Source organism: Nonomuraea sp. NPDC003201 (assembly GCF_053590415.1).
Window position 1 is genome coordinate 23,922 of sequence record NZ_JBSFTC010000040.1, and the last position, 21,283, is coordinate 45,204.

The 21,283-nt window shown below is 69.9% G+C and carries 22 protein-coding genes; 12 read left to right on the plus strand and 10 right to left on the minus strand.

Annotated elements, in window-relative coordinates:
* Window positions 1-23: 23 nt before the first annotated feature.
* Window positions 24-575: a TetR/AcrR family transcriptional regulator gene (locus ACWDX9_RS17605; protein ID WP_449954762.1), complete on the minus strand. Its 552-nt coding sequence runs from the start codon at window positions 573-575 to the stop codon at window positions 24-26.
* A gap of 175 nt (window positions 576-750) precedes the next feature.
* Here ACWDX9_RS17605 and ACWDX9_RS17610 point away from each other — a divergent pair, with 175 nt between their 5' ends.
* The 3 genes from ACWDX9_RS17610 to ACWDX9_RS17620 all read left to right on the plus strand — a co-directional run bounded on the left by ACWDX9_RS17610 (window position 751) and on the right by ACWDX9_RS17620 (window position 3,208).
* The gene (locus ACWDX9_RS17610) at window positions 751-1,383 is read left to right on the plus strand and encodes an esterase/lipase family protein (RefSeq protein WP_449954765.1); all 633 of its coding nucleotides are present in this window, start codon (window positions 751-753) and stop codon (window positions 1,381-1,383) included.
* A 143-nt stretch (window positions 1,384-1,526) separates the two neighbouring features.
* Window positions 1,527-2,603 (plus strand): serine hydrolase domain-containing protein, encoded by a 1,077-nt coding sequence (locus ACWDX9_RS17615; RefSeq protein WP_449954768.1) that lies wholly within the window; start codon window positions 1,527-1,529, stop codon window positions 2,601-2,603.
* A gap of 173 nt (window positions 2,604-2,776) precedes the next feature.
* Window positions 2,777-3,208: a DoxX family protein gene (locus tag ACWDX9_RS17620; protein ID WP_449954770.1), complete on the plus strand. Its 432-nt coding sequence runs from the start codon at window positions 2,777-2,779 to the stop codon at window positions 3,206-3,208.
* Here the strand turns inward: ACWDX9_RS17620 and ACWDX9_RS17625 are convergent.
* Genes ACWDX9_RS17625 through ACWDX9_RS17640 form a run of 4 tightly spaced genes read right to left on the minus strand, consistent with a single transcriptional unit; the run spans window position 3,198 to window position 7,442 of the window.
* Window positions 3,198-4,484, minus strand: coding sequence for an alpha-L-fucosidase (locus ACWDX9_RS17625; protein ID WP_449954773.1), 1,287 nt, complete (start codon window positions 4,482-4,484; stop codon window positions 3,198-3,200). The two genes, ACWDX9_RS17620 and ACWDX9_RS17625, sit on opposite strands and share 11 nt — an antisense overlap.
* Window positions 4,485-4,488: 4 nt before the next feature.
* Window positions 4,489-5,352: a carbohydrate ABC transporter permease gene (locus ACWDX9_RS17630; protein WP_449954776.1), complete on the minus strand. Its 864-nt coding sequence runs from the start codon at window positions 5,350-5,352 to the stop codon at window positions 4,489-4,491.
* A complete protein-coding gene (locus tag ACWDX9_RS17635; protein WP_449954779.1) occupies window positions 5,345-6,274 on the minus strand; it encodes a carbohydrate ABC transporter permease in 930 nt (309 codons plus the stop codon). Before ACWDX9_RS17635 ends, ACWDX9_RS17630 begins: the two co-directional genes overlap by 8 nt.
* 31 nt (window positions 6,275-6,305) lie before the next feature.
* Window positions 6,306-7,442, minus strand: a complete 1,137-nt coding sequence (locus ACWDX9_RS17640) for an ABC transporter substrate-binding protein (RefSeq protein ID WP_449954781.1) — start codon at window positions 7,440-7,442, stop codon at window positions 6,306-6,308.
* A gap of 234 nt (window positions 7,443-7,676) precedes the next feature.
* Here ACWDX9_RS17640 and ACWDX9_RS17645 point away from each other — a divergent pair, with 234 nt between their 5' ends.
* The 3 genes from ACWDX9_RS17645 (at window position 7,677) to ACWDX9_RS17655 (ending at window position 9,790) form a co-directional block, all read left to right on the plus strand.
* Complete coding sequence (locus ACWDX9_RS17645; protein ID WP_449954784.1) at window positions 7,677-8,828, plus strand: ROK family protein; 1,152 nt, start codon at window positions 7,677-7,679, stop codon at window positions 8,826-8,828.
* A gap of 86 nt (window positions 8,829-8,914) precedes the next feature.
* A complete protein-coding gene (locus tag ACWDX9_RS17650) occupies window positions 8,915-9,325 on the plus strand; it encodes a VOC family protein (protein ID WP_449954786.1) in 411 nt (136 codons plus the stop codon).
* Between the two features lie 9 nt (window positions 9,326-9,334).
* Window positions 9,335-9,790 carry a nitroreductase family deazaflavin-dependent oxidoreductase gene (locus ACWDX9_RS17655; protein ID WP_449954788.1) on the plus strand — a complete coding sequence of 152 codons (456 nt, stop codon included), beginning with the start codon at window positions 9,335-9,337 and terminating at the stop codon, window positions 9,788-9,790.
* Between the two features lie 2 nt (window positions 9,791-9,792).
* Here ACWDX9_RS17655 and ACWDX9_RS17660 read toward each other — a convergent pair whose 3' ends face one another.
* Genes ACWDX9_RS17660 through ACWDX9_RS17670 form a run of 3 tightly spaced genes read right to left on the minus strand, consistent with a single transcriptional unit; the run spans window position 9,793 to window position 12,738 of the window.
* On the minus strand, window positions 9,793-10,623 hold the full coding sequence (locus ACWDX9_RS17660) for a carbohydrate ABC transporter permease (protein ID WP_364261605.1): 831 nt from the start codon (window positions 10,621-10,623) through the stop codon (window positions 9,793-9,795).
* Window positions 10,613-11,512 (minus strand): carbohydrate ABC transporter permease, encoded by a 900-nt coding sequence (locus tag ACWDX9_RS17665; RefSeq protein WP_449954831.1) that lies wholly within the window; start codon window positions 11,510-11,512, stop codon window positions 10,613-10,615. Before ACWDX9_RS17665 ends, ACWDX9_RS17660 begins: the two co-directional genes overlap by 11 nt.
* On the minus strand, window positions 11,479-12,738 hold the full coding sequence (locus tag ACWDX9_RS17670; protein WP_449954790.1) for an ABC transporter substrate-binding protein: 1,260 nt from the start codon (window positions 12,736-12,738) through the stop codon (window positions 11,479-11,481). Before ACWDX9_RS17670 ends, ACWDX9_RS17665 begins: the two co-directional genes overlap by 34 nt.
* A gap of 152 nt (window positions 12,739-12,890) precedes the next feature.
* Here ACWDX9_RS17670 and ACWDX9_RS17675 point away from each other — a divergent pair, with 152 nt between their 5' ends.
* The 6 genes from ACWDX9_RS17675 to ACWDX9_RS17700 all read left to right on the plus strand — a co-directional run bounded on the left by ACWDX9_RS17675 (window position 12,891) and on the right by ACWDX9_RS17700 (window position 20,390).
* Window positions 12,891-15,179 (plus strand): glycosyl hydrolase family 95 catalytic domain-containing protein, encoded by a 2,289-nt coding sequence (locus ACWDX9_RS17675; RefSeq protein WP_449954793.1) that lies wholly within the window; start codon window positions 12,891-12,893, stop codon window positions 15,177-15,179.
* A gap of 59 nt (window positions 15,180-15,238) precedes the next feature.
* Window positions 15,239-16,936, plus strand: coding sequence for a sensor histidine kinase (locus tag ACWDX9_RS17680; protein WP_449954796.1), 1,698 nt, complete (start codon window positions 15,239-15,241; stop codon window positions 16,934-16,936).
* Entirely contained in the window at window positions 16,927-17,574 is a 648-nt protein-coding gene (locus ACWDX9_RS17685; protein WP_350726012.1) for a response regulator transcription factor, read from the plus strand. Before ACWDX9_RS17680 ends, ACWDX9_RS17685 begins: the two co-directional genes overlap by 10 nt.
* Before the next feature lie 94 nt (window positions 17,575-17,668).
* Complete coding sequence (locus ACWDX9_RS17690) at window positions 17,669-18,757, plus strand: hypothetical protein (RefSeq protein WP_449954799.1); 1,089 nt, start codon at window positions 17,669-17,671, stop codon at window positions 18,755-18,757.
* The gene (locus ACWDX9_RS17695) at window positions 18,754-20,013 is read left to right on the plus strand and encodes a hypothetical protein (protein WP_449954801.1); all 1,260 of its coding nucleotides are present in this window, start codon (window positions 18,754-18,756) and stop codon (window positions 20,011-20,013) included. Before ACWDX9_RS17690 ends, ACWDX9_RS17695 begins: the two co-directional genes overlap by 4 nt.
* Window positions 20,010-20,390 (plus strand): hypothetical protein, encoded by a 381-nt coding sequence (locus ACWDX9_RS17700; protein WP_350726006.1) that lies wholly within the window; start codon window positions 20,010-20,012, stop codon window positions 20,388-20,390. The genes ACWDX9_RS17695 and ACWDX9_RS17700 overlap by 4 nt, the downstream gene beginning before the upstream one ends.
* Before the next feature lie 44 nt (window positions 20,391-20,434).
* Here ACWDX9_RS17700 and ACWDX9_RS17705 read toward each other — a convergent pair whose 3' ends face one another.
* Both ACWDX9_RS17705 and ACWDX9_RS17710 read right to left on the minus strand, forming a co-directional pair.
* Window positions 20,435-20,866 (minus strand): MarR family winged helix-turn-helix transcriptional regulator, encoded by a 432-nt coding sequence (locus ACWDX9_RS17705; protein ID WP_449954804.1) that lies wholly within the window; start codon window positions 20,864-20,866, stop codon window positions 20,435-20,437.
* Between the two features lies 1 nt (window position 20,867).
* Window positions 20,868-21,272, minus strand: coding sequence for an SRPBCC family protein (locus ACWDX9_RS17710; protein ID WP_449954807.1), 405 nt, complete (start codon window positions 21,270-21,272; stop codon window positions 20,868-20,870).
* Between the last annotated feature and the right edge of the window lie 11 nt (window positions 21,273-21,283).

Consider the following 21,283-nt stretch of genomic DNA (forward strand, 5'->3'; position numbering starts at 1 on the left):
GCCCACGACACCCACCGGCCACCTCAGAAGAGCCCGCACGTCAGGTCGTGCTCCAGCGTGCGGGCGTAGGACTCGACGCCGGCCACGATGTCGATCGTGTCGGGGTCGAGCAGCCACTGGGTCTGCAGGCCGTCGAGAGTCGCGATGATCTCGGCGGCCTTGGCCGCGGGGTCGATGTCCTGGCGGGCGAGCCCGGCGGCCTGGGCCGACCGGATGCTGTCGGCGACGATGGCGCGCATCGCGCGGTAGCGGTCGACGAAGTGCCGGTGGCCGGGCGCGCCGGGCTCCAGGCTCTCGGCGACCAGCACGGTGAACAGCTTGGCCAGCCCCGCCCGCTCCTTGTTGCGGCGCGCGAACTCCGGCATGGCCCGCAGCCGCCCGGAGGGCTCCATGCCCAGGAGCTCCATCGCGAAGGCCTCGCTGTCGAGGTCGCGCCGTTCGATCACGGCCAGGAGCAGCCCCGCCTTGCTGCCGAAGTGATACAGGAGGCCGGGCTCGCTGATGCCGGCCCGGGCCGCGACGGCGGGCAGGGACGTGCCACGGAAGCCGTCGCGCGCGAACATCTCCGCGGCCACGGCGATGATCTCCTCACGCCGTAGGCGCGCGCGTTCCTGTCTGCTGGGGTCTTGCCTACTTCGGGCCACGGTGTTAAATCTAACCCATCACTTACCGAGTGCTCAGTAAGTGAATTCCCCTAGAAGTAGCGAGGTGTGACTCATGTCATCGAGGCGCCGACGCATCACAGGGTTGATGACCGCGGGAATCCTGCTGGCCGGGCTGGGCACCTGCCAGCAGGTGCAGGCCGCGCAGCGGGAGCCGGTCATCCTGATCCACGGCTGGAACGGGTCGCCGACCGAGTTCGCTCAGATGGAGGCGGCGCTGGAGCAGGCCGGCCATCCCGCGTACTCGATCGACCTGCCCGGCGAGGAGAACATCGCCAACGCGGGAGCCATCAGGGACCTGGTGGCACAGGTACGGCAGGAGAACGGCGGCGGGAAGGTCAGCCTCGTCGGGCACAGCATGGGAGGGCTGTCGGCGCGCTATTACCTGAAGTCCCTCGGCGGCGCCGATGCCACGCTGAGCTATGTCTCGATGGGCACCGGGCAGCGCGGCTACTGGCCGGCCTGCCTCCTGCCGGCGAACCAGGGCGGGCAGATGTGCCCGACCAGCACCTTCATCAGCCAGCTCAACAGCGGCGACCCGACGCCCGACCCCGTCCGCTACACGCTGCTGGTGAGCTCGCTCGACGAGACCCGCAATGACGTCATCGACGGCGTGTGGTGCAAGGCCGAGTTCCCCGGGGTGGCGCATGCCGACGAGCCGAAGTCGCAGGTGTTCATCAATGGGGTGATCAGCGCTCTGGACGGGACCTGCCCGTCCTGACCCGGGTACAGCCGGCTGTACCCGAACGCTCCAGCGCACCTGGTCGTGGCGGGGACGCCGGCCGCCGCGGCCACCGGGCTCGACCGCACCGCGAACGTCGTGCGGCAGAGCCCGGACGAGGCCTGTCCGCCGAGCTGGCCGAGGTGCGGGACGAGCTGAAGCGCAACCACCGGCCCGACGCCGTGCAGCGGAAGCTGGACGGGCTGGTGGAGAAGGACAGGTTCCCGGCGGCGCTGGCCGCGGTGCGGGACGGCAAGGGTCGGACCCGCCACTACACCGCCGGGGTCGCTGACCTGACGACCAAGGAGGAGGTCCCGGTCGACGGCCGGGTGCGGATCGCGAGCAACACCAAGATGTTCACCGCGGTGGCGGTGCTGCAGCTGCTGCAGCACACCAGCGGCCTGCCGAACTACACCCGCTGGATGCCGAGCATCTTCGAGAGCCGCAATGTGTACCGCTCGCCCCAGGACCTCCTGGACATGGCGTTCGCGCACAAGGCGTCGTTCGCGCCGGGCACGAGCTGGGAGTACAGCATCACCAACTACGTGCTGGCGGGCCTGCTGATCGAGAAGGTCACCGGCCGTCCGGTGGCCGAGGTGATCACGGATCGCATCATCGAGCCGATCGGGCTGCGTGACACGTACTGGCCGGGCAAGGGGGACAGGACGATCCGCGGGCGGCACCCGCAGGGGTACGGGTCGGAGAAGCCCGGCGGCAAGCTGAAGGACATCACGAACCTGGACCCGTCGTGGGGCTGGGCGGCCGGCCAGCTGATCGGCACCCCGAGCGACCTCAACCGCTTCATGACCGCCCTGATGGGCGGCAAGCTGCTCAAGCCGGAGCAGCTGGCGGCGATGAAGCACACGATGAAGGCGCCCGGGTTCCCGGCCGGCTGGGAGTACGGGCTGGGCCTGATGAAGATGCCGCTGAGCTGCGGCGGCGTCACCTGGGGCCACGGCGGTGACATCGACGGGTACGAGACCCGCAACGGGGTGACCGAGGATGGCCGCGCCGCCACCGTCGCCGTCACGGCGCTACCCCCGAACGAGGAGGCCCACCAGCACGTGATCGAGGCCATGGACACCGCGCTGTGCGCCAAGCGGTGGCCGATCTCTGACGAAAGCCGCCCGGATCCTGTCCGGGCGGCTTTCGTATGTCGGGATTTACCGTGGCCCGATCATTCGTGTCAACTTTCCCGGCCGACTTTCGTCGGGCGCTGATGAAAATTTCACGAATGCGAAACTTTATGGCCGCGAGGTTCGGGCAGGTTATGCGTATACAGCGCGTTTTGGACCGATCCTGTGAGTGACGTGACATTGACATATGTGCTTGATCTCAAGAATCTGTTTGGGAGCGCTCCCATATTTTTCAACAGCAGGAAAGGGCATTTGCCGTGGATCTGTTGGACAAGAATCAGGGGCTCTTCCTGGCCCTGTACCGGTTCGTGCTGGGACTGCTGTTCGCCTGCCACGGCGCGGCGACGCTCTTCGACGTGCTGGGCGGTGCGCAGGGCCCGGTGCCCTCCTTCGGACAATGGCCCGGCTGGTGGGCCGCGGCCATCGAACTGGTCGGCGGCATCCTCGTCCTGCTCGGACTGGGTGCCCGCGCCGCCGCCGTCCTCTGCTCGGGCACCATGGCCTACGCCTACTTCGTCGTGCACCAGCCTCAGGCGTTGTTCCCGATCGAGAACGGCGGTGAGAAGGCGGCGCTCTTCTGCTGGGGCTTCCTGCTCATCGCCGTCCTCGGGCCCGGCCGCTGGGCGCTGTCCACGCTGCTGACGCCTGCGCGGCAGCTCGCCCACGACGGGGCTGAAGTCACTCGGTGAGGAACAGCTCGACGACGGGCACGGCGACGTCGGGGCGCTGTACGGGCAGGTCGAGGGTCAGGACGTCCGGCGACACGGCCCCCATCGTGGTGAGGCCGGCCTGCTGGCCGGGGTCGATGACCCGCGTACGGATCTCCGACGCGTCGTGCAGGAACTGGGCGTACTTCACCCGCCCGGCCAGCCCCGGCAGGTGCAGGTGGCCGAACGGCCAGGCGAACAGGTGCAGGTAGAGCCGGTCGCCACGCTGGGTGTAGCGGCAGTCGGGAGGCGCCGTGAAGCCGCTGGGCCCGCAGCCGTAGATCGAGCGGGAGTTCAGCCGCATCCAGGCGCCGATGTCGGCGAGCGTCCCGCGCGCGCGGGGGTCGATCTGGCCGCGCCCGTCCGGGCCCACGTTGAGCAGCAGGTTGCCGCCCTTGGCGACGCTGTCGACCAGCATCCGTACGAGCAGGTCCGGCGACTTGTAGTCGAGGTTGTCCCGGTCGTACCCCCAGCTGCCGTTGAGGGTCTGGCACGCCTCCCACGGCACCTCATGGCCGTCGACGACCATCGGCCCGGCGGGCTGGTACTGCTCGGGGGTGACGAAGTCGCCGGGGATGTCGAGCCGGTCGTTGACGATGACCTCCGGCTGGAGCCCCCTGACCATCGCGAGCAGCTCGTCCGAGCGCCAGTCGTCGGCGCCCTTGCCACCCCAGTTGCCCGGCCTGCCCCGGTAGGAGAAGTCGAAGAACAGGTAGTCGATCCGGCCGTAATCGGTGAGCAGTTCGCGCACCTGGGCGTGCAGGTAGTCGGCGTACTTGGAGACGTCGCGGCCCGCGGCGGCGGCCTTGAACGCCTCGTCGTCGCGCTGGGGATGCAGCGAGTCGACCGGGAACTCGGGATGGTGCCAGTCGATCAGCGAGTGGTAGAACCCGACCTTCAGCCCCTCGGCGCGGACGGCCTCCACGAACGGCGCGATCAGGTCCTTGCCCCAGGGGGTGCGCGTCGCCTTGTAGTCGGTCTGCGCCGAGTCCCACAGGCAGAAGCCGTCGTGGTGCTTGGTCGTGAGGACGACGTAGCGCATGCCGGCCTCCTTGGCCAGCCGCGCCCATCGCGCCGGGTCGTACAGGTCGGGATAGAAGTGGTCGAAGTAGCGCTGGTAGTCCTCGTCGGTCAGGCGCTCGCGGTTCTTCACCCACTCGTGCCGGGCCGCCAGAGAGTACAGACCCCAGTGCACGAACATGCCGAACCGGGATTCGGCGAACCAGGCGTGGTGCTGCACGATGTCCCTCTTCTTCAAATGTTCAGCGTCCGCCGAGACCGCTGGTCGCGATCCCGCGTACGAGATGTTTCTGCAGGATGATGAGCAGCGCCGTGGTCGGCGCCATGGAGATCACGGCCGCGGCCATGATGAGGTTCCACTGGGTGCCCTGCTGCCCGAAAAAGAGCTGCAGACCCAGCGGGACCGTGGCCTTCTCGTCCACCGAGTTGATGATGATCAGCGGCCACAGGAAGCTGTTCCAGTAGTTGATGAACGTGAAGACCGCCAGCACCGCGAGCGCGGGCCTGACCAGTGGCAGCATGATGCCGGTGAAGACGCGCACCGCTCCCGCGCCGTCGAGGCGGGCGCTCTCGGCGAGCTCCTCGGGGATGGTCAGGAAGAACTGGCGCAGCATGAACGTCCCGAAGGCGGTGAACGCCCAGGGGAAGATCAGCGCCTGGTACGAGTCCACCCACCCGAACCAGCGCATCAGCATGAACATCGGCACGACCAGCACTTCCTGGGGGATCATCAGGGTGGCCAGGAAGACCAGGAAGACGCCGTCGCGACCGCGCCAGCGCAGCCGCGAGAAGGCGTACGCCGACATGCTCGACGCCACCAGCACCACGACGGTGCCGCAGACGGCGACGGCGAGCCCGTTGACGATGAAACGCGCGAACGGCAGGAACTCGAACGCCTCGCTGTAGTTCTCCCACCGGATCACCGACCCGAACAGGCTCGGCGGCGACCCGAACACCTCGTCGGCGCGCTTCAGCGACGTGGCCACCATGTACACCAGCGGCGACACGAAGGCGGCGGCCACCAGGTAGAGGGCGGCGTGCGAGACGACCAGCCGGACCCTGTGCGCCCATGGGGAGGCCGGGGCGGCGTGCGCGTGCTCAGACATCGTAGGTGACCCATCTGCGCTGGCCGGCGAACTGCATCGCGGTCACGCCCAGGATCAGCACGAACAGGATCCAGGCCGCGGCGGAGGCGAGTCCGAACTGGTAGACGGAGAAGCCCTGGTTGTAGACGAACATCATGAGGGTCTCGGTGTCGATGCCGGGCCCGCCGCCGGTCATCAGGAACGGCTGGGTGAAGACCTGGAACGACGTGATGAGCGTCATGGTCGTGGCGAAGAACATCGCCGGGGAGATCATCGGCAGCGTGATGCGGAAGAACAGCCGCCACGGCCCCGCCCCGTCGATCTGCGCCGCCTCCACGAGCTGCCGCGGGATGGCGTCCAGGGCGGCCGAGAAGACCAGCATGTTGTACCCGAACCCCTGCCACACGCTCATCGCGACGACGGCGAACATGGCCCAGCCCTGCTCGCCGAGGAAGTTCGGCGCGTGCACGCCGGTGGCGGCGTGCAGCGTGCCGTCGATGAACCCGTTGGGCTGGTAGATCATCCGCCAGACGATCGCGTTGGCCACCATCGGCGTGACCACGGGCAGGAAGAAGATCACCCGCAGCGCCTGGCGGCCCTTGATGCGCGGCGAGATCCACACCGCGAGCCCCACCGACACGATGAGGTTGAGCGGCAGGTAGAGCACCACGAACAGCAACGTGTTGAACAGCGTCCGCCGGAACACGGGATCGCCGAACAGTTGCGCGAAGTTCCCCAGCCCGGTGAAGACCTGCTCGCCCACCGCGGGCCATCGGAAGAAGGCGATCACCAGGGACATCACGATCGGGAAGAGCGTGAACAGCGTCAATCCGATCAGGCTGGGCCCGGCGAACAGGGCGGCGACCTTTCCGTCGCCGCGTCGGCGGCGGGCACGCTGTCCGCGTGCTATCGCCGCTCGCCCGGGTATGGCGTCGTTGTACATGTCACTCCCTGTGGATGGTTGCGCATGCTCGTTACGCCGGTGCCTGCTGCTGGACCTGCTTGAGGACGTCCGCCGCCGTGCCCTGCCCGTTGAAGACCGGCACGCCGTACTGGGCCAGCAGCTTCGACACCTGGTCCCAGCCGGAGGTCGTCCGGAACGGCGTCGCCGTGGCGTTGGCGGCGTCGAGGACCTCCTTGGCGCCCTCGAAGGCGTTCTCGTACCACTTGTTCTGGACGGACTTGCGCGCCGGGTAGGCGCGCCCGATGGTGGCGAGCTGCCCGAGCACGTCGGCGCTGGTCATCACGCTGATCGCCTTGAACGCCTCGTCGGGGTACTGGCACGACTGGGAGATGCCGAAGCCGGACCCGGCCGAGTAGGTCTTGGACCCGTTGGGACCGGCGGGGATGGTGGCCAGGCCCACGTCGAACTTGGCCTGCTGCTTGAGCGACAGGACGGCCCAGGGCCCGTTCACCTGCATCGCCACGTTGCCGTTGAGGAACTGGGTGTCGGCGAAGTTGTTGTCCACGCCGGGCACCTTGGGCGCGACCCCGGCCTTGGCGACCAGGTCCGCGTACCACTGGAAGCCGGTCGCCATCGGCTCGGAGGTGAGGGTGAGCTTGCCGGACGCGTCCACCGGCTCCGCGCCGGTCCGCGACAGGATCATCGAGAACATCGGCAGGTCGATGGGGTAGGCCACGAAGCCGTACTTGCCGCCGGTGGTCAGCTTCTTGGCCGTGGCCTCGAAGTCGGCCATGCTCCAGCCGACCTTCGGCGCCGCCACGCCGGCCGCCTTGAACATGGCCTTGTTGTAGGTGACGATCAGCGAGCCGACGTCGTACGGCAGGGCGTACTGCTTGCCGCCGGAGGCCAGCCCGGCCATGATCGAGGAGTCGAAGTCGCCTGTGTCCAGGCTGTTCTTCTTGATCAGCTCGTCCAGCGGAAGCATGCCGTTGACGTAGCCGCCGGTGCGCAGGCTCTGCATGGAGACGATGCACGGCGCGCTGCCGCCTGCCAGGCGGGTGCCGAGCTTGGTGAAGTAGTCGTTGAACGGAGAGGTCTCCAGTGTGATCTTGATGTTCGGGTATTTCTTGGTGACCTCGTCGGCCACCTTCTGCCAGGCGTCGCGGTCCTCCGTGCCGGAGGCCCACATCGACCAGGTGAGCGTCACCGCTCCGTTGCTCGCCTTGCTGCCGCCTGATGATTGCTGACCGCCGTTGTCCCCACAACCGGCGGTGACTCCCCCCGCGATGACCACCGCTACGGCGACTGCCAATGATCGCCGACCGCCATGCATCCGCCTGCCCATCGCAGCTCCACTCAATAAGCTCGGGGCCGAGTTAATAATTGTGAAACTTAGGCGTCGCGCTCTGTAGTGTCAATGAGATCGAGGTGGAAATATCCGATGACTGCTCGTCGAGTCGCCCCTCGCGGAGATCTGACCCGCGTCGAGATCCTGGCGCTGCTCGGCACCGCGGGAGCCCTGGACCGCCGCCAGATCGCGGCTCGCCTCCGGCTCGGCGACGCGACCGTGCACGAGCATACGCGACGCCTCCTGGCCTGCGGTTACCTGCGGACTCTCGCCCCGCAGGCCGGGGCCGTCGGCAGGCCCCGCATCCCGCTCCAGGTCGTGCCCGAGGCCGCCGCGACCATGGGCGTACGGGTCGCCACCGACCATGTCGTCACCGTCGTCGCGGGTCTGGACGGTCGCGTGATCACATCCGATGTATCGCCCTTCGACTGCCGTTCCGATCCGATCCCTCAGCTGCTCGCGGTGATCAACCACCGGCTGGCCGACCCCACCTTGGGGCCCAGGCTGCGGGCCGTGGGAGTGGTCACTCCGTCCTCTGTCGATTCGGCCACCGGCTATATACGTGTATGTCCCCGATTCGGCTGGAGCGAACTTCCCCTCGGCGAACGGCTGCGCGCCGAACTGCCGATCCCGGTGCTGGTCGACAACGATCTCCGGGCGAGCACCACCGCCGAGCTCCTGTACCGGACGGGCCGCGAGCACGACGACTTCCTGGTGCTCGGCATCGGCGACGGGGTGGGACTCGGCGCGGTCCTGCAGCGGCGGGTGCACCGCGGCCCGAGCGGGCTGTCCGGCGAGTTCGGCCACACGCCGGTCGCCACCACCGGACCGCGCTGCACCTGCGGCGCCCGGGGCTGCCTGGAGACGCTCACCAGCGACGGCGGCATCCTGCGCGCCGCCCGCCGAGCCGGCCTCGCCGAGTCGGCCACCACCATCGAGGAGCTCCGCGCGCGCTGGGTCTCCGGCGGCGAGCCGGGGCTGGCGGACGTCCTCGCCGGGATCGGCACCGTGCTCGGGCGGGCCGTCGCCGGCGTCGTCAACCTGCTCGGCACGCCCACCATCGCGGTCATCGGCGAGAACCACGTCCTCTGGCCGGGGCTGGAGCCGGGGTTCCTCGCCGCGATGCGGACCAGCCGGGTCACCGCCGCCCACCGCGTTCAGGTGATCGTCCGTCCCTGGAGCGACGCCCAGCACGCCCTCGGCGCCGCCGGCCTGGCCCTCGCCGCCCCGGAGACCCTCGCCTGACCGTTCGCCTGACCGTTCGCCTGACCGCGGCGAACGGTCAGGAATGGAGAAGCGCCGGTCACCGGGCCGCAACTAGCGTCGTCGCCATGGACTTCACCATTCACCAGACGTTTCTCCCGCACAACGACCCGGAGGCCTCCCTGGCCTTCTACCGCGACAATCTGGGCTTCGAGGTCCGCAACGACGTCGGCGACGGCACGATGCGCTGGATCACGGTCGGCCCCGCCGGCCAGCCCGGCACGTCCGTCGTCCTGCACCCGGCGGGCGCCGAACCGGGCATCACCGACGACGAGCGCCGCACCATCCTCGAGATGATGGCCAAGGGCACCTACGCCCGCATGATCGTGGCCACCGCCGACCTCGACGGCGCCTTCGCGCGGCTGCGGGCCGGCGGGGCCGAGGTCGTCCAGGAGCCGACCGAGCAGCCGTGGGGGATCCGCGACTGCGCCTTCCGCGACCCCGCGGGCAACATGATCCGCGTCAACGAGCTGGGCTGAGGGGCACCGATGGCACAGCAGCAGCAGCGCAAGAGCGGTACGCCCGGGCCGATGTCACGGTGGATCCAGCGGAAGATGAACGCCCGGATGAGCCGCAAGATCCGGCGCGGCCAGGGCTCGTTCATGGGCATGGACGTGCTGATCCTGAACACGGTGGGCCGCCTGAGCGGGCAGCCGCGGCAGTCGCCCCTGGCGTGGTTCGCCGACGGCGAGGACGCCTGGCTGATCGTCGCATCGGGCGGCGGGGGCCGGCACCCGGACTGGCACGCCAACCTGATGGCGCACCCCGAGCGGGCGTCGGTCGAGCTCCCCGGCCGCGACGCCGTGCCGGTGACGCCGCACCGGCTCGACGGCGCCGAGCGCGCGCAGGCATGGCAGCGCATCACCGCCGCCCAGCCCCGTTATGCCAAGTACCATGACAAATCCGACCGCGAGTACCCGGTGATCCGGCTCACCCCGCGGTGACGTCACCCCTTGAGGCCGGTGGTCGAGATGCCCTCGGTGATGCGTCGCTGGAAGATCAGGAAGAAGCCCAGGATGGGGATCAGCGACAGCACCGCCATCGCGAGCATCGGCCCCCAGGTGGACCCGCCGCTGGAGTCGAGGAACGCCCTGAGCGCCAGGGGCACCGTGTACGTGGACACGTCGCTCAGATAGACGAGCTGGCTGAAGAAGTCGTCCCAGGTCCAGATGAAGGTGAAGATCGCGGTCGTGATCAGCGCCGGCCGGGACAGCGGCAGGATGATCCGCCAGTACACCAGGACGGGCCCGCACCCGTCGATGCGGGCCGCGTCGTCCAGCTCGCGCGGCAGCGACCGGATGAACTGCACCATCAGGAAGATGAAGAACCCGTCCACGGCCAGGAACTTCGGCACGATGAGCGGCAGGAACGTGTCCACCCAGCCCAGATACTTGAACAGCGTGTACTGCGGCACGATCAGCACGTGGATGGGCAGCATGATCGACCCCAGCATGATCGCGAACCAGAGCTTCCTGAACCGGAAGCTCAGCCGGGCGAAGGCGAAGGCCGCCATCGAGCACGACATCACGTTCCCGGCCACGGCCGCCGCGGCGATGACGAACGAGTTCGCGAAGAACCCGCTGAAGGGCACGCCCAGCGCGGTCCACCCGGTGGCGTAGTTGTCCGCGACCACGGTCTGCGGCACCAGCCCGGGATCGGTGAAGATCTCGTCGTTGGGCTTGAACGAGGAGCTGATCAGCCAGAACAGCGGATAGAGCATGACGAGCGCCCCCACGACGACCAGCAGGTGGAGGGCCCAGCGGCGGCTAGTCGGCATAGTGCACCCAGTACTTCGAGGAGCGGAAGGCCAGCGCGGTGAAGGCCGCGGTCACCAGGAGGAGCACCCAGGCCAGCGCGGAGGCGTAGCCCATCCGGAAGTTCCCGAACCCCTCCTGGTAGATGAAGAGCGTGTAGAAGAGCGTGGAGTCGGCCGGTCCGCCGATGCCGCCGCTGATGATGAAGGCGGGGGTGAAGGCCTTGAAGGCGTTCACGGTCTGCAGCACGAGGTTGAAGAAGATGATCGGGCTGAGCATGGGCAGCGTGATGCGGAAGAACGCGCGCACCTTCCCGGCGCCGTCCACCGCGGCGGCGTCGTAGAGCTCGGCGGGGATCTGCTTCAGCCCGGCCAGGAAGATCAGCATGGGGGAGCCGAACTGCCAGATGTGCAGCAGGACCAGCGTGTAGATCGCGTACTGGGGCGTGGAGATCCAGCTCGGCCCCACGATCCCGAAATAGCTCAGGGCGTCGTTGATCAGGCCGTCCGCGCCGAAGATCTGCCGCCACAGGATCGCCACCGCGACGCTGCCGCCCAGCAGCGACGGCAGGTAGTAGGCGGCGCGGTAGATCCCGATGCCCCGTACGGGCCTGTTCAGCAGCACGGCGACCAGGAGCGCGAACGCGCCGGACAGCGGCACGGAGAACACGACGTAGATCAGCGTGACCCGTACGGCGTTGACGAAGTGCGGGTCGTCGGTGAGCATCCTGGCGTAGTTGTCCAGCCCCACGAAGGACGGCGCGGTGAGCAGGTCGAAGTCGGTGAACGAGAGGGCCAGCGAGGCCAGGATCGGCCCGCCGGTCAGCAGGAGCAGCCCGGCGAACCACGGCAGCAGGAACAGATAGGCCGCGCGTCCCTCTACTTGAGCACTCGTCGAGCTTCTTCGAAGAATCGGGACACCCCCTGCTCGATCGTGAGCTTGCCGAAGCCGATCTGCTGGTTGATGTTGGTGAGCACCTTGTTGTGCAGCTCCCCGGCGCCGAGCGGCTGCGGCGGCGGCAGCGGGCCGACCTGGTCCTTGATCGAGTCGATGTAGTCGTAGACCGGCTGCTCGGACGGCGACGCCTTGGGCCGCAGCGCGGCGCGGATCGGGGTCGCGGGCGGGACGCCGCGCTCCGACCCGAGCTGGCCGGCCACGTCCGGGTCCGCGACGAGCGCGTTGACCAGGGCCACCGCGTCGTCCTTGGCCTTGCTCCCGGAGCTGACGGTCAGCAGCATGGAGGGTTTGTAGTACTGGCCGGGTTTGTCGCCCGTCGGGAGGGTGTGGACGGCGACCTCGTCCTTGGTGAGCGACATGTAGGCGGTGAGCTGGTTGGACCAGGCGAAGTCCATGACCGCCTTGCGGGTGGCGACCAGGCTGTTCTGCACGTCGCCCGCCGCGGTGGCCTGGACGTCCGGCGGCGTGGCCGCGCCCGCCTTGCGCAGGCCGTCCCAGAAGGTGAACCACTCCTTGAGGTCGTCCTCGTCGTAGGCCAGCCTGCCGTCGGCGGTGAAGAACATCTTGCCCCGCTCCAGCAGCCAGTTCTCCAGCGCGCCGCCGTCCTGGGCGCCGTCCTCGGTGCCGAAGACGCCCTTTCCGGCCAGCTTCCTGGCCAGCTCGCCGTACTCGGGCCAGGTGAAGGTCTCGGGGATCTCCACCCCGCGCTCGGCCGCCAGGGTCTTGTTGACGATGAGGGCCGTGGAGTTGATGCCGAAGTTCACGGCGTACTGCTTGCCGTCGATCTTGCCGGCGTTCACCACGTCGGGGTCGAAACCGGACAGGTCCAGGCCCTTGCCGACGTACGGGCCCAGGTCCAGCAGGCTGCCGCGCCTGGCGTACTCGCCGAGGTAGGAGTAGTCCATCTGGATCACGTCGGGGGCGTTGCCGCCCGCGGTCTGGGTGGCCAGCTTCTCCCAGTAGCCCTCCCAGCCGGAGAACTGGGTCCTGATCTGGATGCCGGGCTTCTTCTTCTTGAACGCGTCGATGGCCTTCTGCGTCGCGGTGTGCCGCGTCGTACTGCCCCACCAGGCGAACTGGAGGCCGGCACCCGAGCCGCCGCCTCCGGCGCAACCGGTCAGGGCGAGGGCGGCCGCGGCGACGCCGGCCTGGAGGAATCCACGTCTGCTGAGATCTCTCATGCGGGGGGCCCATCCGTTATCAAATATTTAACTGGGGACGTTAATTGGCGGGTAACACGACGTCAACGCCTTGCGTCAATCGGTTGTGGCTTCGAGACGATCCGACCTCTGGGGGTCTTGACCTTGCCGCTGTCCGGAAATACCGTTCATTGGTGCCAGATACGTCCGATCTATTTGCGGCGAGCGAGCCGTCCAGACGCGAACTCATCGGCGCCGCGCTGGCCGCTCCCGCGCTCGGCGGCGGCAGCGGCCCGCTGCTCCATGACGAGATCGACTGGGAACGCTTCCTGGCCGACGCCGACCTGGTGTGGAAGCGGATGCCGCAGACCTGGTACGAAGGGCCGTTCCTGGGCAACGGCTTCCTCGGCTCCGGCGTCTACGCGCAGCAGGGCGCCAACGCCGTGCGCTTCACCGTGCAGCACAGCGAGGTCCAGGACCACCGCCCCGAGTACGGCGCGCTGTTCGGCCTGGCCCGGCTGCCCGTCGGCCACCTCACGCTGGAGCCCGTCGGCGCGATCACCGGCGTCGACTGGCGGCTCGACCTGTGGAACGCCGAGCTGACCGGCGCCATCACGACCTCCTCCGGCAGCCTGGAGATCAGGGCGTTGATCCACAACGACCGCTCCGTCCTGACCGTCGAGGTCTTACCCAGCGACGGCGAGCGCGACTTCCGGTGGACCTTCCACCCTGAGGAGGCCGTCAGCCCCCGCGCCGATCCGATCTTCAACCGGCCGCCTCCGCCCGGCTACACGGCCAACCCCGCCCCGTCCGTGACCCGCCACGACGACCTGGAGCTGATCACCCAGCCGCTGCTGTCCGGCGGCGGGCACGCGACGGCCTGGCAGGAGGTGCGGCGCGGCGCACGGCGTACCCTCTACGCCGCGGTCGCCTGGTCGTTCCCGCAGGACACCGCGGGCGACGAGGCGGTCAGATCGGTACGCTCCGCGGCCCGGCTGCCCGTCGAGGCGCTGGCCGCCGACCACCGGCGATGGTGGCACGGCTACTACCGCAAGAGCTTCCTGTCGCTGCCCGACCAGCGGACGCAGAGCTTCTACTGGATCCAGCTCTACAAGGTCGCCGCCGCCGCGCGCGGGGACGCGCCGCCGATGGCGACCACCGGCCCGTGGCTGGAGCCGACGCCGTGGCCGGCCACCTGGTGGAACCTCAACGTGCAGCTCGAATACTGGCTGATCCACGGCTCGAACCACCTGGAGCTGGACGCGGTCACCAGGAGCCTGTCGCGGTACCGGCAGAACCTCGTCGACCAGGTGACGTCCCCCGAGGACTCCGCGGGCATCCCGCGTACCACGGACATGACGCTCGACAACGGCTCCGGCCTCGGCAACAGCGGCTACCCGGTGGGCGTCCCCGGCCAGGCCACCCCCGTGCCCGAGGTCGGCAACCTGACCTGGGCGCTGCACAACGTCTGGCTGTCCTACCGGCACACGATGGACACCCGGATCGTGCGGGACGTGCTGTTCCCGCTGCTGCGCCGGGCGATCAACTACTACCTGCACTTCCTGGAGCCGGGCCCCGACGGGAAGCTGCACCTGCCCGCCACGTTCTCCCCGGAGTACGGGGTCAACGCGCCGGACACGAACTACGACCTGGCGCTGATCCGCTGGGGCTGCCGGACGCTGGTCGAGTCGGCGCGCCTGCTGCGCGTGCGCGACCCGCTGCTGCCGAAGTGGCAGGACGTTCTGGCGAACCTGGCCGGCTACCCGGTCGACGAGAACGGCTTCATGATCGGAGCGGGCGCGCCTTTCGCCAAGTCGCATCGGCACTACTCCCACCTTCTGATGATCTATCCCCTGTACCTGGTCACGTGGGAGCAGGAGGACCAGCGCGCGCTCATCGAGAGGTCGCTCAAGCACTGGATCAGCTTCGAGGGCGCTCTGCAGGGCTACAGCTTCACCGGCGCGGCCTCGATCTCCGCGCAGATGTCGCGCGGCGACGACGCCCACTTCTACCTCGACGAGCTGCTGCGCCGCTTCGTCCAGCCCAACACGATGTACAAGGAGAGCGGCCCCGTCATCGAGACGCCGCTGTCCGCCGCCCAGTCCGTGCACGACATGATCTGCCAGAGCTGGGACGGCGTCATCAGGGTCCTGCCCGCCATGCCGGCCGCCTGGCCCGACGTCACCGTGCACAACTTCCTCACGCAGGGGGCGTTCCTGCTGTCGGCCGCCCGCCGCGGCGGCCGTACCGACTTCGTACGGCTGGTCTCCCTGGCCGGGGCGCCGTGCCGCGTCCGCACGGGCATCGACGGCCCCTTCACCGTACGGAGCGACGGCCGCAAGGTGCCGTGGCGGACGCTGCCCGGCGGGGATCTCGAGCTCGACCTGCGCCGCGGCGAGGAGGTCCTGATCCAGGCCCGAGGCGACGCGGTCATCCGCCCGGTGACCCCGGCGAACCAGGCCCGCTGGGGTCTGCCGGTCTAGGGTCCGGTCCGTCCGCATTCCGGATGGTTCGCCCGTACAATCCCCATCGGGGGTGGGCGATGGCGACACGTTCCAGGGGCACCACCGCGTTACTCGCCGTCGCGGCGGGAGGGGTCTGGCTGCTGGTCGTCAACGCCCTGGGGGACAGCCCGGGCGCCATCTGGCGGCACGACCCGATATTCGTGCTCGGCGCGCTGGCCGGCGTCTCCTTCCTCGCGGGCGGGATCGTGGCCTGGCGGGAGCATCCGCGTAACCAGGTCGGCCCGCTCATGGCCGTGCTCGGGGTCGCCTGGATTCCCCAGCAGGCGCTGTTCTTCCCCGGACAGCAGCTGTGGGCGCTGGCACTGTGCGGCCTGTGGGCGGGGATGGCCTGCCACCTGTTCCTCGCCTTCCCCACCGGCCGGCTGGACCTGGTGTCGTACAAGGTGGTGACCGGCCTGGCCTACGTCCTGGCCCTCGTGCTGCCCACGGCCAAGGCCCTCATGCGCCTTCCGATGCCCGTGCCGCTCCGGAATTTCACCGACGCGCTCGACGCCTCGTCCTGGCAGCTGACCGTCCTCATGTCGGGCATGGTGCTCGCCCTCAAGGTCAAGCGCTGGCGTCAGGCCAGCATGGCGCAGCGCCGGGCGGTCGCGCCGGTCACCGGCGCGTCGATGGTCGCGACGGTCGCCTTCGCCGTGGACCGCATGGCCGAGCTCTTCGGCCCGAACCCGCTGCAGGTCTCCATCACGCTCGTCATGCTGGTGTCCTTCATGGCGGTCCCGATGGCGTACCTGGTCGGCCTCATGAGGAGCCGGATGGACCACGGCCGCGTGGCCGACCTCGTGGTACGCCTGAGCAGGCGCGAACGGCGGGGCACGCTGCGCGACGAGCTGGCCGCCACCCTGCGGGACCCCGGGCTGGTCGTGGGCTACTGGACGGCCGAGCAGGACAGGTACGTGGACGCCGACGGCCGCCCGGTCGACCTGAACCCGGGGCCGAGCAGGGTCGTCACCCGCGTCGACCAGGGCGAGGCGCCGCTCGCCGTACTCGTGCACGACGTCGCCCTCCTCGAACAGCCCCTGCTCGTCGAGGCCGCCTGCGCCGCCGCGGCGCTCGCCCTGGAGAACGAGCGGCTCACCGCGGACCTGCGGGCCCGCCTGCGGCAGCTCGCGGCCTCGCGGCGGCGGATGTTGCAGTGGGGCGAGGCCGAGCGCCGCAGGTTCGAACGCGACCTGCACGACGGCGTGCAGCAGCGGCTGCTGTCGGTCGCGATGACGCTCGGGCTGGCCGAGGCCGGCACCGACCCCGGGCGGGCCGCGCCGCTGATCGGCGAGGCGAAGACGGCGGTGCTGGCCGCGCTGGACGACCTGCGCGCGGTCAGCCACGGCATCCACCCGCCGGTGCTGACCGAGCGCGGACTGTCCGGCGCGGTCAAGGAGCTGGCCGCGGTCGCCCCCATGGCCGTCACCTGCGACCTGGCGCTGGACGAGCCGCTGCCGCAGGCCGTGGAGAGCGCGGCCTACTACATCGTCAACGAGGCCCTGGCCAACGTGACCAAGCACGCCGCCGCGTCGAAGGCATGGGTACGGCTCTCCCTGGTCGGCCGCCGCCTCCTGGTCGAGGTGGGCGACGACGGCGTGGGCGGGGCCGATCCCGCGCTCGGCTCCGGGCTCGCCGGGCTCGCCGACCGCGCCGAGGCCAACGGCGGCAAGCTCACGATCGACAGCCCGCCGGGGAAGGGAACCGTGCTGAAGGTGGTCCTGCCGTGCGCGTAGCGATCTGCGAGGACTCCACGCTGTTCCGCGAGGGCCTGGCCCGGCTGCTGACCGAGGCCGGGTTCGCGGTGGCGGCGTCCGTCGAGCACGCCGACGAGCTGCTCGCCCATGTGGCGAAGGACCCGCCTGACGTGGCCGTGCTCGACATCCGGTTGCCGCCCACGCACACCGACGAGGGGCTGCGCGCCGCGGTCACGCTGCGGGAGCGGCATCCGCAGGTGGGGGTGCTGGTGCTGTCGCAGTACGTACGGGTGAGCTACGCGGTCGAGCTGCTCGGCGGCCGCACGGAGGGCGTGGGCTACCTGCTGAAGGACCGGGTGTCGGACCTGGCCGAGTTCGCCGCGGCCATCCGCCGGGTGGGGTCGGGCGGGTCCGCGCTGGACCCGGTCGTGGTCGAGCAGCTCGTCGGCCGACACCGGCAGCCCGGCGACCCGCTGCGCATGCTCACCGAGCGGGAGCGCGCCGTGCTGCGGTTGATGGCCGAGGGGCGCACGAACATGGCGATCGCCGAGCTGCTGGTCATCGCCGAGCGCACCGTGGAGAAGCACTGCACCAGCATCTTCGTCAAGCTCGGCCTGGAGGCGAGCCCGCACGATCACCGGCGGGTGCTCGCGGTGTTGCGCTACCTGAACGCCTGAGGGGTGCGGATAACCGTACCTACCGGTGGGTGCCAGCCGGGTTCCGCTTCCGGTGGCCATCGCGAAGGATCGGACCAACGGAAGGAGCATGCTCATGGTGGCAGTGGACGCCGGGGTCCGGCGGCTGCTGGCGGACTCCGGGGAAGCACGTACATGGGTGAGCCCTCGGGCGGACCTGGTCATGGCGTTGCTCGGTGTCTGGTTCGGCGTCGGGCTGATGATCGACGCCTGGGCGCACAGCAACCTGGCCGAGTTGGAGACGTTCTTCACGCCGTGGCACGCGGCGTTCTACTCGGGGTTCGCGGCGGTGTCGGGGTGGATCATCTGGCAGGTCTACCGCAACGTGCGCGCCGGCCGGAGCGGGCTGGCCGCGGTGCCGAACGGGTACCTCGCGGGGCTGCTCGCCATCCCGGGGTTCGCCGCGTTCGGGTTCGCCGACATGATGTGGCACACGTTCCTGGGCATCGAGCAGACCATCGACATCCTGTTCAGCCCGTCCCACCTGGGGCTGATCCTGACGATGATGCTCATCATCACGACCCCGCTCCGCTCGGCCTGGAACGCCCCGGACATCGGGGAGCGGCCCCGGCTGTCGCGGCTGCTGCCGGCGCTGATCGGGTTCGGCTTCGGCGCCACGCTGGTGTCGCTGTTCGTGTCGTACGGCAACGCCATGCAGCGGAGCCCGGACGGCATCGTCCGGGACTTCTCCTTCCTGGAGGGCAACGGCGCCGACATCCTGGCCGCATCGATGATCATCACGAACATCATGGTGCTCGCTCCCGTGCTGTTCCTCCTGCGGCGCTGGCAGCTGCCGTTCGGGAGCGTGACCGTGCTGTCCGCGGTTGGCATCCTGATGCCGGGCGCGCAGACGGCCTTCGGCAACCTGCCGATCCTGCTGACGTTCGTCGCCGCCGGGCTGGTGAGCGACCTGCTGATCAGGTGGCTGCGGCCCTCGCGGGAGCGCCGGGGCGCCTACTGGGCCTTCGCCGGCCTGTCGGCGTTCGCCACCTGGTCCCTGTACATCGCGGTCGCCTCCGTGTTCGCCGGGCGGCTGCCCGTCGTACCCGAGCTCTGGACCGGCGCCCCGATCGTGGCCGGTCTGGTCGGCCTGGCCCTCGGCGCCCTGTTCCTCCCGAACGTGCTGCCCGCGGAGACCGGCGAGTCCGGCGCCCGGCGGGCATGATCCGGCTTCTCTGCCTGGTCGGCCTGCTGGTGGTGCTGCTGGCGTCGCCGGCGGCGGCGCACGACGTCAAGGCGGGGTCGGACCTGCGGATCGCGCAGACGATCGCGGGCGCGGAGCTGACCCTCGTGATCAAGGCCACGACCCGGGTGCCGGGGCCGCTGCGCGTCGAGGTGATCGGATTCCCGTCCGCCCCGACGCTGGACCTGCGGCTCCGGTCGGTGACCGACGGGCGTGTCGTGACCGGCACGGTGGCGCCGGGCCGCCCCGCCCAGCTGCGGGTTGAGGAGACCGGGCCGCACGAGCTGACCGTCGGCGCCGGCGGCGAGAGCGCGGTGATCCCGTTCCGGGTCCTGGTGGACCGGGGTTCGGGGTGGGAGTTCCTGATCTACGGCGGCCTGTTCGTGGCCGGGCTGCTCCTGGTGGGCGGGCTGCTCACCGGCGCGTTCAACCGGCGCGGCCGGTCGGCGTTCGTGGTGACCGCGGTCGCCGCGGCGGGGCTCGCGGTGGCCGCGTTGATCGTGATCCTCGACCCCTGGCTGCCCGCCCGCTCACCGGACGGCGCCGAGCCGCGTCCCACGGACTCGGTGATCGGCAGGCCGTACGTGCAGCGAGTGGTAACTATGGTCCCCGCCGCCCCGGCGGCGGGCCAGGAGTTCGTGGCGCGCGTGGAGCTGTTCGACGGGTCCACCGGGCGTCCCGTCGACGACCTCACCATCCACCACGAGGCCATGGCCCACCTGGTGATCACCAGCGAGGACGGCCGCTACTTCCGCCACGTCCATCCGCTGCGCACCGCGCCCGGCCGCCTGGAGGTACGGCTGCGCGCCGACCGCCCCGGCCGCTATCTCACCTACGTCGAGCTCGAACGCACCGACTCCGGCGGCCAGCTCCTCACCGGCTCTTTCACGGTCACCGGTTCGGCGAAGCCCACGGCCGCGTCCGACCCGGCGATCCAGGACGCCGCCGCCACCGGGACGGTCACGGTGACGCCCGCCGCACCGCAGGCGGGGCGGGCGGCCACCGTCGAGGTGGCCACCAGCGGCACGCCGCGGCCGTGGCTCGGGATGGCGGGTCACCTCATCGTGCGCGGCGCGGACGGCGAGTTCCTCGGCCACGTCCACGAGATGGGGACGCCCGGCAGCCGGTTGCGCTTCACGTTCAGCTTCCCCGCGCCGGGCCGCTATTTCGCCTGGGCGCAGTACGCGACGGACCGCGGCATCACCACCGTGCCCTTCACCGTGGAGGTCCCCCGATGAAGCAGGTCAAGGGCCTGAGGCTGCTGATCCTCGGCGGGCTCGTGGCGGTGGTGGCGGCCGCGTTCGTCATCGCCCGCACCTCGGGCCCGGACCCGGTGACCACGACGGGAACCCGCTACGCCGTCACCGTCACGGCCGACCGGAGCGCGGTCGACATCCGGGTGGACAGGGGCGAGGCCGACACGGTCATCGTCGCCGCCGTCATGACCACCATGGGTCACGCGGTACCCGAGGTCACCGCCAGGAAGGCCGCCCCCGGCCACTTCGTCGCCGAGGGTGACCTGTTCCTCATGAACGGCGCGTGGGAGCTGTCGGTCCGCCTCGCCGGCCGCTCCGGCGAGGAGACCCTCACGCTCAACACTCTCGTCACCGACTAGCTCTCCGGGCCCTTCGGCGGGCTGTCGCAGGACGGTGACGAGGATCACGGTTGCCCTCCCGCGAGCTGGCGCAGGACGGTGACGAGGCCGGCCGTGTCGGGCACGGCCCGGAAGAACTCAGCGTCGGCCCGCTCCACCTCCTTGACGGCCCGCCGGGCCAGGTCGGCGCCCTGATCGGTGACCCGCAGCAGGCGGGCGCGGCTGTCGGCGGGATCCGGCTCACGGACGAGCAGGCCCTTTTCCACCAGCTTGCGCACGACCTGGGAGGTCATCTTGACGTCGGTGTCGGCGAACGTGGCGACGGCGAGCTGATTGGGCAGCTCGCCGTGCCGGTTCAGCCACTCGGTGCTGGCCAGCAGCACGAACTGGACGTGCGTCAGGTCCAAGGGCGCCAGCGCGGCGGCGATGGCCCGCTGCCAGCGCAACGTGGTCCGCCAGAGCAGCAATCCCGGGCTGTCGTCGGGCGCGAGCGCCATCTCAGGACGCCTCGGCCAGCTTGATCAGGGCGGCCATGGCGTCGGGGACGTCGGAGGTGACCATCGGGCCGATCTCCTCGGCGCCCGGGCCGGTGATCTCGACGCGGTGGGTGACGCGGGTGCCGGTCCCGGTCTCCGCCAGCCGGTGGATGAAGCGCAGGGTCAGCTCTCCGACGACGGTCTCGTCGGTGAACAGCTCGCCGGTGACCAGCTCGACGATGCGGAAGCGGACGGTGTCCTGGCCTTCGGGGGTCATGGTGCCCTCGGTGCCCACCGCGAAGGGGCCCTCCAGGTCGATCTGGAGGAGGCTGGTGTCCCATGCGGTCCAGCCGTTGACGTCGGCATAGAGGGCCCAGACGGCCGCGGCGGGGGCGGGGGTGTCCAGCGTGTGCTCGTAGGCGTACATGTCGCGCTCCT